The organism is Kitasatospora sp. NPDC048407, assembly GCF_043200475.1.
Lineage (GTDB): Bacteria > Actinomycetota > Actinomycetes > Streptomycetales > Streptomycetaceae > Kitasatospora.
The window spans coordinates 282166-296816 of sequence record NZ_JBICXW010000003.1; the positions used below are offsets into that span (position 1 = coordinate 282166).

The window sequence follows — 14651 nt, forward strand, 5'->3', positions numbered from 1 at the left end:
GTCCGGGCTGGCACAATGCGGCGATGCACAGCAGCTCGGACCCCTCCGCCATGTCGCTCGACCCGCGCCCGGCGCCCGATCGTCCCCTGGTGGAAAGCCCCTCCCCCGCCCACCGCACCGCCAAGCTGGGCTTGGTGCTGGCCCTGGTCTCCGCGGTCGCCTTCGGCGGATCCGGAACGGCCGCCAAGCCGCTGATCGAAGCCGGCCTCTCCCCCACCCACACCGTCTGGCTGCGGGTCGCCGGCGCGGCGCTGGTGCTGCTGCCCATCGCCTGGAAGCACCGCGACGCGGTACTGCGCCGCCCCGGACTACTGATCGGCTTCGGCCTGCTCGCCGTCGCCGGCGTCCAGGCCTGCTACTTCGCGGCGATCTCCCGCATCCCCGTCGCCGTGGCCATGCTGATCGAGTACCTCGGCCCGCCGCTGCTGCTCGCCTACGTCCGACTCGTGCAGCGCCGCCCCGTCTCCCGCCGCGCGATGGCCGGCGCGGGCGCCGCGGTGGCCGGCCTCGCCTGCGTCGTCGAGGTCTGGCACGGCCTCTCCTTCGACCCGCTCGGCGTCCTGTTCGCCCTCGGCGCGGCCTGCTGCCAGGTCGGCTACTTCGTCCTCGCCGACGCCGGCCGCGAGGGCGACCGCCCCGTCGACCCGCTGGCCGTCTCCGCGTACGGCCTGCTGATCGGCGCGATCCTGCTCACCGCCTTCACCCGCCCCTGGGACGCCGACTGGTCCCTGCTGACCCACTCCGTCACCATGAACGGCCACCAGCTCCCGGCGCTGCTCCCCGCCCTCTGGATGATCCTGGTCGCCACCGTCGTCGCCTACCTCACCGGAGTCGCCTCGGTCCAGTACCTCTCCCCGCCCGTGGCCGGCGTCGTCGCCAACCTCGAAGCCGTGGTCGCCACCGTCCTCGCCTGGATCCTCCTCGGCGAACACCTCGGCGTCCCCCAACTCGCCGGCGGCGCCCTCGTCCTGGCCGGCGCCTTCGCCGCCCAGTCGGCCTCCTCGGCCAAGCACTGACCGCCGCGCGGGCTCGGGGGGCCGCCGGCTCCTGTGGACCCACCGAAGAAACCGCGCCCGAGCCGCCAGGCCGGGTCCGGCCCGGCGCCACGCATGCCGATCCCCAGCTCGCAGGGCCCGCCGAGGCGTCCCGGGACGCCGGACCATCAGGTCACATCGAGCCCGGCTCCGTGCGCGCGAAGCGCCCCCGACTCCCCGCCGGAGGCGTCCCCCGCGTCAGGCCGGGAGCGTCTGCCGGTACGGGGCGAGCTCGGGGCCGGTGGTGGTGGGGACGAACTCGGTGATGCGGTACTCGGCGACGTCGCCCTGCGCGAACGGGTCCGTGGCCGCCAGCGCCTCGACGGCGTCCCGGCTCTCCGCGACGGCGATGATGACCCCGCCGTCCCGGGGAACCTTGCGGCCGGAGGCGAGGAAGGTGCCGCTCGCGTAGTGCTGCTCCAGCCAGGCCACGTGGGCGGGCAGCAGCGCGTCGATGCGCTCCAGCGGGGCGGTGTAGGTCAGCTCCAGAATGAACACCCGATCATCCTAGGCCGCGCGGGCCCCCGGGCCGGATCAGGCCCGACTCGTAGGCCGCGATGACCAGTTGCGCCCGGTCCCGGGCGGCGAGCTTCTGCAGCAGCCGGCCGATGTGGGTCTTCGCGGTGGACAGGCTGACGTGCAGGTGCGCGGCGATCTCCTCGTTGGAGAGGCCGAGCCCGACCAGTACGAGCACCTCCCGTTCGCGTTCGGTGGTCCCGGCGAGCGCCGCCGGGGCCGTCGCGGCGGGGGTGGCGGCCGGGCTGCTGTTGCGGCGCCAAGTCGCCGCGATGGCCGTGGTGTTGGCGGCGGTGGCAGCGATGCAGGTGCTGGTGCCGCTGGCGCTGCGCGCCCACCTGGCGGCGCCCGTGCAGCAGCAGACGGCGGTGGTGCTGGCGCCGGACCGGCCGGCCGTGATCCGGATCGAGGGCGAGCGGCTGTACGTGACGACTCCGGTGGCGCTGCCGGGCGCCTGGTCGGTGTCGGTGCGGACGCTGGACGCCGACGGCCGGCCGTTCACGCCCACCGCCCCCGAGGTGTGCGGCCCGGCCGGCTCGACCGAGCGGTGCATGGAGACGATCAACGCGATGCACCTGTCGCAGCGCACCGAGTACCAGCCGGCCGACCGCTACTGGACGTTCCAGTGGGCGGAGGCCGGGGTGCTGGTGCTGCTGTCGGCGGTGGTCGCGGCGGGCTGCGCCGTCCGGCTGCGGCGCGGTGTGTCGGCCTGACCGGCGCTCAGCGGCCGGTCCAGCCGAACCAGTTGAGGTGGTTGAGGGGCCAGACCACGGCGGAGGTCGGGCCGACCACGTTGTCGACGGGAACGGCGCCGCCGGACGGGCCGTCGCGGTGGTAGCGGGAGTCGGCGGAGTCGCTGCGGTGGTCGCCCTCGACCCAGATGTGGCCGGCGGGGACGGTGATGGGCCCGAAGTCCAGGCCGGAGCAGGAGTCGTCGCCGGGGTGCAGGTAGGGCTCGGCGACGGGCTGGCCGTCGACGCTGAGGGTGGTGCCGCGGCAGGCGACGGTCTGGCCGCCGGTGGCGATGACCCGCTTGACCAGGTAGTCGTCGCCGGGCGGCAGCAGGCCGATCGCGCTGAGGCCGGAGTGGATGGCGCCGGTGAAGGCGTTGCTGTCCTTCGGGGTGGGCGGCAGCCAGCCGCCCGGGTCCTTGAACACCACGGGCTCGCCCGGTTCGGGCTTCCAACCGGTGAGCGGGGCAAGCTTGTTGACCGCGACCCGGTCGCCGATCTGCAGGGTGTTCTCCATGGAACCGGACGGGATGGAGAACATCTGGAACAGGCAGGACTTGATCACCACCGCGACCACCAGGCCGACGGCGATCATCACGGGCAGTTCCACGTACCAGGGCCGGCGCCTGCGCCAGCCCTGCTCCTGTGTGGTCTCCTCGGTCACCGCAACCGACACCGACACCGCCTCCTCGGGAAGGACAGCACGCTAACCCGCGCGCCGGACGCGGCGAAAATCCGGCCCTTACGCGGACCGGACAGACACACAGACACTACGGCCTGTCGCCGGCGATCGCCTCGTGATGCCTGATCACCTCGGCGATGATGAAGTTCAGGAACTTCTCGGCGAACACCGGGTCGAGGTGGGCGCTGACGGCCAGTTCGCGCAGCCGGGCGATCTGTCGGCGCTCGCGCTCCGGGTCGGCGGGCGGCAGCCGGTGCTCGGCCTTGAGGCGGCCGACCTGCTGGGTGGCCTTGAAGCGCTCGGCGAGCATGTGGACGACGGCGGCGTCGATGTTGTCGATCGACTCGCGCAGGCGGGTCAGCTCGGCCCGCACGGCCGGGTCGGTCTCCGCCGGGGAGGGGGTGGGCTGGTCCGTCATGGGGGCGGCTCCGATGCGGGTGCGGGTGGGCTCCGGGCACGGCGGGGCGCGGCGGACGGGCCGGCCCGGGCGCGGGCGAACGGCCAATCTAACAGGGCAAACACGTCGCTTTCGCCCCGATCACCGGCACGTTCCGCGATGTGGGACGGCCGCCGGACGGACTGCGCGCTGATCCGACGGGAACGGCCGGGCAGGCCCTAGGCTGGGCGGGCCGCGGCCGCAAGTGCGGTCGCGGGTGGAGCAGTTCGACCGGCAGTTCCCCCTACAGGAGGTACCTGATCGTGGCAACGACCCGCACCGCGCACACCGAGTGGGAGGGCAACCTGCTCGACGGCAAGGGCCTGGTGACCTTCGACTCCTCGGGCATCGGCGAGTTCCCGGTGTCCTGGCCGTCCCGGGCCGAGGCCGCGAACGGGAAGACCAGCCCGGAGGAGCTGATCGCGGGCGCGCACTCGGCGTGCTTCTCGATGGCGCTCTCGCACGGCCTGACGGGCGCGGGCACCCCGCCCACCAAGCTGGACACCAAGGCGGACGTGACCTTCCAGCCGGGCACCGGCATCACGGGCATCCACCTGACCGTGGTCGGCACCGTCCCGGGCCTGGACGAGGCGGGTTTCGTGAAGGCCGCCGAGGACGCGAAGGCGAACTGCCCGGTCAGCCAGGCGCTCACCGGCACCACCATCACGCTCAGCGCCTCGCTCGCCTGACCTGCCGCCCGACGTACCGCCCGACCTGCCCTCGAACGCCGCTTCGCTACGGCGGGTGAGCGCGGTCGTACGCCCCCGGCGTGCACCGGATCCGGTGCACGCCGGGGGTCTCGCACGTAATGTCGAGGCACATCTGCGGGCAATTCGCCCGAATCGACCCGCCGCCGGTCGCGCACAGTTACACCGGCGGCCTATGATCGGCGGACGTGGCCGAGGCCGCCGACAGCTCCCCGGTCACCGGCCGGGGTCCGCCGAGCGGAGCGGGGCCGCGGGCCGGTCTCCGCCCGCGTGGGTGTGGGCGGTGAGTCAGTGGCAGCAGCGGACGGGAGCGTGCCGTGCCGGGCCGGAACGTCGGGGCCGACGCACACCATCGGGGTGGGTGGCCCGAAGCGCCGCGCCCGCAGAGCGGTGCGCACTCCCCGGGGGTGGCCGACGGCCCGCCCCAGATCTGCACCGCCTGCGGCAGTTCGCTGAGCGCCGACGCGGTGCACCTGGCGGACGCGCTGCGCGCCAGCGAGTCCCGCTTCCGCGCCGCGTTCTCGGACGCCGGCATCGGCATGGCGCTGATCGACACCGACGACCTGGTGATCGAGGGCAACCCGGCGTTCGCGGCGATGCTCGGCCGGGAGACCTCCGAGCTGCCCGGCATGCACATCCACCGGATCATCGAACCCGAGGACCCGTCCCGGCAGCGCTACCGCGAGCTGGTGCGCGGCGAGCGCGACCGGATGCGCACCGAGAAGCGCCTCAAGCACCTCGGCGGGCAAGAGGTCTGGGGCCGCGTCACCGTCTCGCTGATCCGCGACGGCGCCGGCCGCCCGTACTACACGCTGGTCATGGTCGAGGACATCACCGAGCAGCGGCAGCTCGGCGACCGGCTGGCCTATCAGGCACTGCACGACCCGCTGACCAGGCTGCCCAACCGGGCGCTGTTCTACGAGCGGCTGGAAGCGGCGTTCAAGCCGGACGGTCAGGCCGGGCCGGCCGTCCGGAAGGACGAGCGCCGGATCGGGCTGTGCTACATCGACCTGGACGGGTTCGCCGCCATCAACGAGACCCTCGGCCACCACATCGGCGACCAGCTGCTGGTCGCCGTCGCCGCCCGGCTGGAGCACGGATTCGCCGACGGCGAGGGCCAGTTGGTGGCCCGCCTCGGCGGCGACGAGTTCGCCGTGCTGGTCACCGACAGCGGCGGCGACCAGCAGCTCACCCACCTGGCGGCGGGGCTGATGAACGCCCTGGAGCGGCCCTTCGAGGTGGCCGGCCACCGGCTGACGGTGACGGCCTCGATCGGCGTGGTGGAGCGCCCGGTGCGCGGTTCCACCCCGACCGACCTGATCCGCGACGCCGACTCCACCCTGTACTGGTCGAAGGCCGACGGGCGCGCCCGCTGGACGCTGTACGACCGCGACCGCGGCGCCGACCAGCTGACCAGGCACCTGCTGGCGACGGCGCTTCGCCCGGCCGTGGAGCGCGGCGAGTTCATCGTCGAGTACCAGCCGCTGGTGGGTCTGACGGACGGCGCGGTGCACGGCGCGGAGTCGCTGGTGCGCTGGCGCCACCCGCGCTACGGGCTGCTGTCGCCGGACCGTTTCATCCCGCTCGCCGAGGAGTCCGGGGCGATCGTGCCGCTCGGCAAGTGGGTGCTGGAGGAGTCCTGCCGGCAGGCCCGCCGCTGGCTGGCCGAGTTCCCGGACGCGGAGACCTTCGTCTCGGTCAACCTGGCCGCCCGCCAGATCTGGGACTCCGACGTGGTCGCCGACGTCGCCGAGGTACTGGAGCGCACCGGGCTGCCCGCCCGGCTGCTGCAGCTGGAGATCACCGAGAGCGCGATCCTCGGCCCGAGCGGGCGCCCCCTGCAGGCCTTGCAGGCGCTCGCCGAGATGGGCGTGCGGATCGCCATCGACGACTTCGGCACCGGCTACTCCAACCTCGCCTACCTGTCCCGGCTGCCGGTGCACGCGCTGAAGCTCGACGGCACGTTCATCGAGGCGTTCCGGGAGAGCCCGTCCGGCGACGGCGGGCGACGGCGCGCCGCCGACGAGCAGATCGTCGGCGCCGTCGTGCAGCTGGCGCACGCGCTGGGCCTCACCGTCACCGCCGAGGGCATCGAGCACGCCGCGCAGGCCGAACGCCTGCGGCAGACCGGCTGCGACACCGCCCAGGGCTGGTACTTCGCCCGCCCGGGCGCGCCCGACCGGATCGCCGAGATACTGCGGCAGTGCCCGCGCCGCTAGCCGTCAGGGCTTCGTGAGTCCGTACGCCTCGGCGATCAGCCCGTAGGACGTCAGCCGGTTCTGGTGGCCGTGGATGTGCGAGGTCACCATCAACTCGTCCGCCCCGGTGCGGCGGCGCAGCGCCTCCAGGCCCTCGGCGACCTCCGCCGGGGTGCCGAGCACCACGTTGGCCAGCCAGGAGTCGAGGAAGTCCTCCTCGGCCAGGGTGTACGGGTGCGCGGCGGCCTCCTCGGGGGTGGGGATCGGCCCGGGCCGGCCCTGGCGCAGCCGCAGCATGCCGAGGCCGGCCGAGCGGGCCAGCCACAGCGCCCGCTCGGTGCTCTCGGCGGCGACGGCGCTGACCCCGATCAGTGCGTACGGCTCGGCCAGCACCGCGGACGGGCGGAAGGTGTCCCGGTACAGGTCGAGCGCGGGCACCGTGTTGGCGGCGCTGAAGTGGTGCGCGAACGCGAACGGCAGGCCGAGCCGGGCAGAGAGCTGCGCGGAGAAGCCGGACGAGCCGAGCAGCCAGATGGGCGGGCGGGAGGCCGAGCGCGGCACCGCCTCCAGCCGGGCGTAGGGGTGGCCGTCGGGGAAGTCGCCGTCCAGGAAGTGGGTGAGTTCGGCGAGTTGGCGGGGGAAGTCCTCGGCGCCGTCGGCCAGGCCGCGGCGCAGGGCGCGGGCGGTGGCCTGGTCGGTGCCGGGGGCGCGGCCGAGGCCGAGGTCGATCCGGCCGGGGTGCAGGGCCTCCAGCAGGCCGAACTGTTCGGCGATGGAGAGCGGGGCGTGGTTGGGAAGCATCACGCCGCCGGAGCCGAGCCGCAGGGTGCTGGTGTGCGCGCCGAGGTGGGCGAGCAGCACGGCGGGCACCGAGGAGGCGACGCCGGGCATGCCGTGGTGTTCGGCGACCCAGAACCGGTGGTAGCCCCAGCGTTCGGCGCTGCGGGCGAGTTCGGTGGTGGCGGCGAGCGCCTCGGCGGCGGTGTGGCCGGTGCCGACGGTGGCGAGGTCCAGGATGGAGAGCGGGGCGGGGGCTGTGCCGGCCGCCCGGCCGCGGATCCGGTCGTCCTCGCCGGGGTGCTGTTCGGTCGGCTCCGGTGCGCTGCTCATGCGGTGCGTCCTCCTGGTGCCCCGGCCGGGCGCCCGGGCGTTCGTCGGAGCACAACCCGCCGACGGGCCGGGCTGTTCCCGCCGCCCTCCGCGAATGTGTCGGCTGGCGAGTTCGCGCCAGCGCGGGAAGTCGCCAGGGGAAACGGCCGAGCCGGGGCCCGGGGATGCGGCAGGCTGGTGACCGTCGCGGACGACCTACCGGCTCCGCGCACCGTACGGATCGGCGGGCTCGACCAGCACCGCCGGTCCTTCCCGAGCCCCCGCAGCGGCACCCCGCCGGGGGCTCTCAGCATTCCCGGACACGTGTGCGACATCCCACACGGGGGTGCTTCAGGTGATGAAAGGTGTCCGCGCTAGCGTTGACCCTCGTTGCAGCTGCCTCTCCCCCGGGCGGGCTGGAGGGAGAGAACCTTGGACGCCACCGCCGCCGTCGCACCGGCGTGGTACTGCGCCATCGCGCTGCTCGCGGTACTCGGCGACGCCTTCCTGCCGTTCCTGCCCAGCGGGACGCTGGTGATCCTGGCCGTGCTGAAGACCGGCCAGATGGGCGGCTCGCCGCTGCCGCTGGCCGCCGGCGTGGCCGTGGCGTCCTTCCTCGGCGACCTGCTGCTGCTCAACCTGGCCCGGCGCGGCGCACCCGCGGTGAACCGTCGCCTGGAGCGCCGGCCCCGGCTGGCCGCCAACGTGGCCCGGGTGCAGCGGGCCCTGACCGGCCGCACCACCAGCCGGACGGCGGCGGCGATCGTCATCGTGGCGCGCTTCGTCCCGGCCGGACGGACGGTGCTGGACCTGGCGGTCGGTCACTCCCCGAACCGGCCCTGGACGTTCCTGCGCTGGTCGGCGGTTTCCGCGGTGGTGTGGGCGGCGTACATCGTCAGCCTCGGCTGGCTGAACCTGCACTGGTTCGACACCGAGTGGCTGAGCCTGGTGATCTCCAGCCTGGCGGCGACGGCGGTCAGCAGCCTGGTGGTCCAACTGGTCCGCCGACGCCGCCGGCTGGCCGTGCTGGTCGAGGGCGAACTCGTCTAGGGCCTGTCCGGCCGATCTTGTCGGATCAGCGCGCGGCGTCGGGCGCCCGGCTGGGCGTGCCGCCGGAACGTCCTCGTACTGGGTGTACTTGGATGTTTCGGCGGTGCGTCCAGGCGGGATGATCCGGCGTCGCGCGCCCGGCAAGATCGGCCGAACAGGCCCTAGCAGGGGTTTTGTCCCAGGACGGCAACAGGTGGGCCCTGGCAGGAGCCGGGCGTACCCGGTCCGCGTGATGACTGGTTGAGGATGGGCGGCTTGGACCGTCCGTCCCGGGCATGCCATCCTTGGGTGGCGAAACCGTCAAATTGTCCGAGTTTGCCAGAAGTTGACCATCCGAAGCCGCGGCAGGCCTCCGGATCCCTTCTGGCCGGGCCCACTGCGGCAGGGGAGACCATGAGCACCATCTCGCGCAGGACAGTGCTGTCCGCCACGGCAGCCACCGCGGCCCTGGGAGCCGTCGCGGCCTGTTCCAGCGGAGGCGGTGCGACCGGCCGCCCGGGGTCGGACGCGGGCACCGGCTCGGGCGGCACCGGCAAGCCCGCGCCCGGCCAGTCCGGCACCAAGGGCACCCCGATAGGCGACGGCTCCAACGCCGACACCGGCCCGCAGCCCAACCAGCCCAAGTGGGAGAAGCTGAAGCCCGGCGAGGCCCCGCCGCAGTTCGTGGTGTTCTCCTGGGACGGCGCGGGCGCCACCGACGACGGCCAGTTCACCCGGTTCCTCAAGCTCGCCGAGGAACACAAGGCGACCATGACGTTCTTCCTCTCCGGCATCTACACGCTGCCGAAGGAGAAGGCCTCGCTGTACCACCCGCCGAAGCACTCGCAGGGCGCCTCCGACATCCCGTTCCTGTCCGAGAACGCCGTCCGCAACACGCTGAAGCTGATCAGCCAGGCCTGGCTGGCCGGCCACGAGATCGGCACCCACTTCAACGGGCACTTCTGCTCGACCCGCTCGGACGGCAACGGCGTCAACAAGTGGACGCCGGAGGACTGGGAGAGCGAGATCGAGCAGGCGGTCTCCTTCGTCACCCAGTGGAAGACCAACACCGGCATCACCGACGTCGACCCGCTGCCCTTCGACTACAAGAAGGAACTGATCGGCGCCCGCACCCCGTGCCTGGAGGGCCAGAAGGCGCTGCTGCCGACCGCCGCCAAGCTCGGCTGGAAGTACGACGCCAGCTCGCCCGGCGGGCAGCAGATCTGGCCGCAGAAGGTGCAGGACGGCAAGATCTGGGACTTCCCGCTGCAGGGCATCCCGTTCCCCGGGCACAACTTCCAGGTGCTGTCGATGGACTACAACATCCTCGCCAACCAGTCCGCCGGCTCGACCAAGGGCGACCCGGCCAAGTACGGCGAATGGCGCGACCAGGCCCGGGACTCCTACCTGGCGGGCTTCAACCGCGCCTACAGCACCAACCGCGCGCCGTTCTTCGTCGGCAACCACTTCGAGCAGTGGAACGGCGGCATCTACATGGACGCCGTCGAGCAGACCATGAAGCAGATCGCCGGCAAGCCGGACGTCCGCCTGGTCTCGTTCAAGCAGCTGGTCGAGTGGATGGAGGTCCAGGATCAGTCCACGCTGCGCAAGCTGCGGACCCTGGGCGTCGGCCAGGCCCCGGCCGGCGGCTGGCAGACCTTCCTCGGCACCGCCTGACGGTCCGCCGCCCCGCCCGCCCCGGCCGCCGCACCGCGCGGCCGGGGCGCGTGCTGCGGGTAGCGGTCCCGGACCGCGGTGGCGATCGTCTCGGACGCCCGGCCGTCGCCGTACGGGGAGGGCACCTCGGCGAGCCGCGCCGCGAGGCCCGGGTCGGCGAGCAACTCGCGCAGCGCGGCGTCGAGTTCGGGCCCGGGGCGGGCCAGCCGGGCGAACCCGGCCTGCACCGCCTCCGGACGTTCGGTGGAGTTGCGGACCACCACCAGGGGGCGCTTGAGCACCGTGCACTCCTCCTGGACGCCGCCGGAGTCGGAGACCAGCAGCCGGCAGTGCCGGGCCAGCGCCAGGAACGCGGCGTGGCCGAGCGGCTCGATCGGGCGCAGCCCCCCGCCGGCGGCGAGCAGCCCGGCGGACGCGGCGGCCGCCCGGGTACGGGGGTGCAGCGGCAGCAGCACCGGCAGCTCGAGGCCGCCGAGTTGGCCCAGCAGCCGGGCGAGCCGCTCCGGGTCATCGGTGTTCTCGGGCCGGTGGACGGTGGCCAGCAGGTAGTTCTCGGGCGTGACGCCGTGCCGGGCCAGGACGGCGCGGGCGGCGAGGTCGTCGGGCAGGGTGGCGAGGGTGGCCTCGACCACGGTGTTGCCGGTGACCAGGATCCGCCGCGGGTCGATGCCCTCGCGCAGCAGGTGGTCGGCCGCGGTCCGGGTGGGTGCGCAGTGCAGGTCGGCGAGCGGGGCGATGACCCGCCGGTTGGCCTCCTCGGGCATGGCGGCGTCGAAGGACCGCAGGCCCGCTTCGACGTGCACCACGGGGACGCCCGCGCAGTGCGCGGCGAGCGCCCCGGCGGCGGCGGTGTTGGTGTCGCCCTGGACGATCGCGGCGGCGGGCGGGTGTTCGGCGAAGTGCCGGCTGAGTTCGCCGATCATCCGGCCGATCTGCTGCCCGCGCGGTTCGCCGCCGACGCCGTCCAGCCGGTGGTGCGGGGCGGGCAGGCCGTAGCCGGTGAAGAAGGCGGTGGTGAGGGCCGGGTCCCAGTGCTGCCCGGTCCACACCAGGCGGGTGCGGGGGCCCAACAGCCGGGCGAGGGCGGCGAGTTTGACGATCTCCGGCCGGGTTCCGAGGACCAGGGCGAGGTCGCGGGAGGTCATGGTGCTCCATGGGTGGGGCGGGACTCCGGGCTGGGGCTTCCGAATGGCGTCTCACATGGTCTTGAGGCCGCGTCGATGAGCGCCACGCGCCGCGCCCTTGCCGATCGGCCGCGCCGCAGGACCACCCGCCCGGCGCAACGGCCGGGAGCCGCATGCCCGGGCTGACGGCCGCCCGGCCGCGGTGGCACCGACGGTCGATCGCGCCCGGCCGAGGCGTGGGGCTTCCGAGTGGACTTCCCGCCGACCTGCGCGTCACGGCGATCTGATGATCGGCCCGGCAGTCACCTTTGGCTCCGGCCCGGAAGCCACCGGGCCGAGACGAGAGGAGACGACCGTGTACGGACCTCACGTGGGCGGAATCCCGCCGGTCGCGGCCGGCGGCGGGGTGCTGGCCTCCACCGGCTCGCCCGGGCTCGGCCTGGCCGCCGCCGCGGCCACCGGCCTGCTGCTGGTCGGGGTGCTGCTGGTGCGGCGCGGCCGGCTGGCCGCCGGTCCCGGATCCGAGCACTCGGACGCCCAGCGCCCCGAAGCCCGGCGCCGCCGCCCCTGACCGCCGCCGGACCCGGGCGGCACGGCCGCCGGGTCCGGCCCGTCCGCCCCTCGCGTGGAGCCGCCCATGCCTGCCACCGCATTCTCCCGGCCGTCGGCCCGGTCGGCCGCCCGCCCCCGCCCCGGCCGCCTCGGCACGGTGTGCGGCCCGCTCTCCCTCGCCCTGGCCGGACTGCTGGTCGGCGGCGAACACATGTACCGCAACCTGGAGTTGACCGCCGTCTCCCAGCTGACGACCCACCTGCTGGGCCTGCGCACCCTGCTGCTGCCGAGCCCGGGCGCACCGGTGCTGTACGCGGGCGGGCCGGACCACTTCGAGCGCGGCATCGCGCTGACCACCGGGTGCAGCAGCGCCCTGCTGATCGCCCCGTTCGCGCTGGTCATCGGCCTGCTGCTGGCGTTCGGCCACCGCCGCCCCGGCCGGCTGCTGCTGGCCCTGGCACTGGCCGTCACGCTGATCGCCGGCACCAACCTGGGCCGGCTCACCCTGATCGTCGCCATGCAGCACCGCTACGGAAGCGCCGGCTTCGAGTGGACGCACGTCCTGTTCGGCTCGCTGCTGATGATGATCGCCGCGCTGGCGGCCCTGCTGCTCTGTCTCGCCGTGGTCGCCCGCGGCTCCCACTCCGCCGAGGACGTCGCCCCGTGAGCCTGCTCGACCTGTCCGTCTGCCTGTCCTTCATCCTCGGTGTCGGCTTCCTCGGCTACGTCGGGGTGATCGTGACCGGCTTCCTGCGCGCCCGGCCGGACGCCCCCGGCGACCCGTCCGGCTACCAGTGGCACTTCGTGATCCCGTGCCGCGACGAGGAGGCGGTGATCGGCCTCACCCTCGACCACCTGCACCGGCGCTTCCCCACCGCCCGGCTCTGGGTGGTGGACGACCACTCGACGGACCGCACCGCGGAGATCGTCCTCGCCCTCGCCACCGCCGGGCTGCCCGTCCACCTGGTGCGGCGCCGGCTGCCGGACGCCCGCACCGGCAAGGGCGACGCGCTGAACGCCGCGTACCACGCGCTGGAGAGCCGGCTGCCGCCCGGCACCGACCCGGACCGGGTGGTGCTGACCGTGGTGGACGCGGACGGCCGCCCCTCGCCGAACCTGCTGCACGTGCTGGCCGGGCCGGCCTCGTTCGGCGACCCGGCGATCGGCGCCGTCCAGGTGGAGGTCCGGATGTCCAACCGGGCGGTGGCCGCGCCGCTGCCCGGCCGGAGCCGGGCCGCCAACGCCCGCGCCCGGCTGCTGGCCCGGCTCCAGGACCTGGAGTTCCGCGGGCCGATCTCCGCCATGCAGATCACCCGGCGCCGCACCGGCACCGTCAACGTCGGCGGCAACGGGCAGGCCAACCGGCTCAGCGCGCTGCGAGCGGTCGCCGCCGAGACCGGAAACCCCTGGGGGAAGGCCCTGTTGGAGGACTTCGAACTGGGCCTGCGGATGATGCTGGCCGGCCGCCGCAACGGCTACACCACCACCGCCTGGGTCGAGCAGGAGGCGTTGTGGAGCGTCCGTCAGCTGCTCACCCAGCGGGTGCGCTGGGCGCAGGGTTCGATGCAGTGCGCCCGCTACCTGCCGCGGATCTGGAGCTCCCGGCAGTTCAGCGCCCTCGGCTTCCTGGAGGTCGGCTACTTCATGGCGCAGCCCTGGCTGCAGGTGGTCGGGCTGTTCGCGTACCTGCTGCCGATCGGGGTCTTCGGCTACCACGCCTGGGCCTACCCGGAGTTCACGCTGGACTTCCTCGGCCACGGCGGCGCGCTGCTGATCGGCCTGTACCTGCTGATCGGCGTCACCGAGTTCGCCGTCTGGGGGCCGCTGTACCGGCGGCACTGCGAGCGGGACATCGGCCGGGGCTCGGCGCTGGCCTACGGGCTGGCGCTGGCGGTCTACGCGGTCGGGACGTACCTGGTCGCGGTGCGCGCGTTCTGGCGGCTGGTACGCGGGGAGCGGAGCTGGCACAAGACCGCCCGGACGGGCGTGCATTGACGCTCGATCAGACTCCTTGGACCGACTGCTCCATTCGATCGGATTTTCCGACTTTCGCATAACTCCCGTGCCTTATCAGGGAATTGATCGGCAGCCACTGGCACATCCACCACCAGAAAGGCGGTCCGCTCGTGACCACCACCCGCACCCGCGTCCTGGCCGGCGCAGCACTCGCAGCCGGCCTGTTCTGCTCCGCCGCACCCGCGTTCGCCGCGCTCACCTCCCCCGAGGCACTGGCGTACGTGGTCGCGGCCGACGCGCTGAACAACAACGTGGCCGTCCCGCCGCAACCGCAGTCCACCTTCCCGCCGGGCGGCACCAAGACCCTGGTGGGCCTGACCGTCGGCCCGTTCGCGACCAACGACACGCTCACCGCCACCACCGCGGGTGACCCGACGACCGGCACCTCGTCCGCCTCCGCCACCGTCGACCAGCTGAGCCTCACCCTCGGCCCGGCCCTGACCGGTGAGCTGACCGGCGTCAGCTCCACCTGCAACGCGGACCCCGGTGGCGCCACCGGCAACGGTGTCATCGCGAGCGGCACGGTCACCGTCCTGGGCAGCCAGACCACCTTGCAGGCGAACGCCCCGAAGAACACCAGCCTCACCGTCCCCGGCCTCGGCGACGTGATTCTCAACGAGCAGTCCACCGACGCCAACGGGGTGATCTTCGTCAACGCCGTGCACCTCACCCTGCTGCCCGCCCTCGGCGGCGCCAACGTGATCGTCGGCCACGTCGAGTGCGGCGGCGCGCCGGCGGCCGCGACCGTCCCGATGATCAACACCCAGGTCGGGCTGATCGGTGGCTCGCTGGCCGCCGCGGCCGTCTTCGGCACCGTGTACCTGCGGCGCCGCGCCTGACCGGACCAGACATGCCGGTGC

15 protein-coding genes and 1 pseudogene are annotated in these 14651 nt (G+C 73.7%); 10 read left to right on the top strand and 6 right to left on the bottom strand.

Going from position 1 to position 14651, the window contains the following annotated elements; all coding sequences use genetic code 11:
• Positions 1-23 precede the first annotated feature (23 nt).
• Positions 24-1016 carry a DMT family transporter gene (locus ACGFWJ_RS09325; protein ID WP_392946949.1) on the top strand — a complete coding sequence of 331 codons (993 nt, stop codon included), beginning with the start codon at positions 24-26 and terminating at the stop codon, positions 1014-1016.
• 216 nt (positions 1017-1232) lie between these two features.
• Here ACGFWJ_RS09325 and ACGFWJ_RS09330 read toward each other — a convergent pair whose 3' ends face one another.
• Together ACGFWJ_RS09330 and ACGFWJ_RS09335 are read right to left on the bottom strand one after the other, a co-directional pair.
• On the bottom strand, positions 1233-1532 hold the full coding sequence (locus ACGFWJ_RS09330) for a YciI family protein (RefSeq protein ID WP_387867732.1): 300 nt from the start codon (positions 1530-1532) through the stop codon (positions 1233-1235).
• A 4-nt stretch (positions 1533-1536) separates the two neighbouring features.
• Positions 1537-1770, bottom strand: a pseudogene (locus tag ACGFWJ_RS09335) (response regulator transcription factor); the annotation flags it as partial.
• Here ACGFWJ_RS09335 and ACGFWJ_RS09340 point away from each other — a divergent pair.
• The gene (locus ACGFWJ_RS09340; protein WP_392947265.1) at positions 1745-2263 is read left to right on the top strand and encodes a hypothetical protein; all 519 of its coding nucleotides are present in this window, start codon (positions 1745-1747) and stop codon (positions 2261-2263) included. The pseudogene ACGFWJ_RS09335 and the gene ACGFWJ_RS09340 sit on opposite strands and share 26 nt — an antisense overlap.
• Before the next feature lie 7 nt (positions 2264-2270).
• Here the strand turns inward: ACGFWJ_RS09340 and lepB are convergent, their stop codons facing one another.
• Together lepB and ACGFWJ_RS09350 are read right to left on the bottom strand one after the other, a co-directional pair.
• Entirely contained in the window at positions 2271-2957 is a 687-nt protein-coding gene (gene lepB / locus ACGFWJ_RS09345; RefSeq protein ID WP_387647336.1) for a signal peptidase I, read from the bottom strand.
• 94 nt (positions 2958-3051) lie between these two features.
• Positions 3052-3381 (bottom strand): chorismate mutase, encoded by a 330-nt coding sequence (locus tag ACGFWJ_RS09350; protein ID WP_387647338.1) that lies wholly within the window; start codon positions 3379-3381, stop codon positions 3052-3054.
• Between the two features lie 281 nt (positions 3382-3662).
• Between ACGFWJ_RS09350 and ACGFWJ_RS09355 the strand changes: the two genes are divergently transcribed.
• Complete coding sequence (locus tag ACGFWJ_RS09355) at positions 3663-4088, top strand: OsmC family protein (RefSeq protein ID WP_387867727.1); 426 nt, start codon at positions 3663-3665, stop codon at positions 4086-4088.
• 335 nt (positions 4089-4423) lie between these two features.
• Positions 4424-6325 carry a putative bifunctional diguanylate cyclase/phosphodiesterase gene (locus ACGFWJ_RS09360; RefSeq protein ID WP_392946953.1) on the top strand — a complete coding sequence of 634 codons (1902 nt, stop codon included), beginning with the start codon at positions 4424-4426 and terminating at the stop codon, positions 6323-6325.
• A gap of 3 nt (positions 6326-6328) precedes the next feature.
• On the opposite strand, the gene ACGFWJ_RS09365 is transcribed toward ACGFWJ_RS09360, so the two are convergent.
• Positions 6329-7414: an LLM class flavin-dependent oxidoreductase gene (locus tag ACGFWJ_RS09365; protein ID WP_392946956.1), complete on the bottom strand. Its 1086-nt coding sequence runs from the start codon at positions 7412-7414 to the stop codon at positions 6329-6331.
• 411 nt (positions 7415-7825) lie between these two features.
• Here ACGFWJ_RS09365 and ACGFWJ_RS09370 point away from each other — a divergent pair, with 411 nt between their 5' ends.
• Together ACGFWJ_RS09370 and ACGFWJ_RS09375 are read left to right on the top strand one after the other, a co-directional pair.
• The gene (locus ACGFWJ_RS09370; RefSeq protein ID WP_392946958.1) at positions 7826-8443 is read left to right on the top strand and encodes a DedA family protein; all 618 of its coding nucleotides are present in this window, start codon (positions 7826-7828) and stop codon (positions 8441-8443) included.
• Positions 8444-8836: 393 nt separating this feature from the next.
• Positions 8837-10099 (top strand): hypothetical protein, encoded by a 1263-nt coding sequence (locus ACGFWJ_RS09375; protein WP_392946961.1) that lies wholly within the window; start codon positions 8837-8839, stop codon positions 10097-10099.
• Here ACGFWJ_RS09375 and wecB read toward each other — a convergent pair.
• Positions 10015-11244 (bottom strand): non-hydrolyzing UDP-N-acetylglucosamine 2-epimerase, encoded by a 1230-nt coding sequence (gene wecB / locus ACGFWJ_RS09380; RefSeq protein ID WP_392946964.1) that lies wholly within the window; start codon positions 11242-11244, stop codon positions 10015-10017. The genes ACGFWJ_RS09375 and wecB overlap by 85 nt on opposite strands.
• Before the next feature lie 334 nt (positions 11245-11578).
• Here wecB and ACGFWJ_RS09385 point away from each other — a divergent pair, with 334 nt between their 5' ends.
• The 4 genes from ACGFWJ_RS09385 to ACGFWJ_RS09400 all read left to right on the top strand — a co-directional run bounded on the left by ACGFWJ_RS09385 (position 11579) and on the right by ACGFWJ_RS09400 (position 14630).
• The gene (locus ACGFWJ_RS09385; RefSeq protein WP_387647356.1) at positions 11579-11794 is read left to right on the top strand and encodes a hypothetical protein; all 216 of its coding nucleotides are present in this window, start codon (positions 11579-11581) and stop codon (positions 11792-11794) included.
• Between the two features lie 66 nt (positions 11795-11860).
• Positions 11861-12442 carry an archaeosortase/exosortase family protein gene (locus tag ACGFWJ_RS09390; RefSeq protein ID WP_392946968.1) on the top strand — a complete coding sequence of 194 codons (582 nt, stop codon included), beginning with the start codon at positions 11861-11863 and terminating at the stop codon, positions 12440-12442.
• Positions 12439-13770, top strand: a complete 1332-nt coding sequence (locus tag ACGFWJ_RS09395; RefSeq protein ID WP_392946971.1) for a glycosyltransferase — start codon at positions 12439-12441, stop codon at positions 13768-13770. The genes ACGFWJ_RS09390 and ACGFWJ_RS09395 overlap by 4 nt, the downstream gene beginning before the upstream one ends.
• A 131-nt stretch (positions 13771-13901) precedes the next feature.
• Positions 13902-14630, top strand: a complete 729-nt coding sequence (locus ACGFWJ_RS09400) for a choice-of-anchor P family protein (RefSeq protein WP_392946974.1) — start codon at positions 13902-13904, stop codon at positions 14628-14630.
• The last annotated feature ends 21 nt before the right edge of the window (positions 14631-14651 follow it).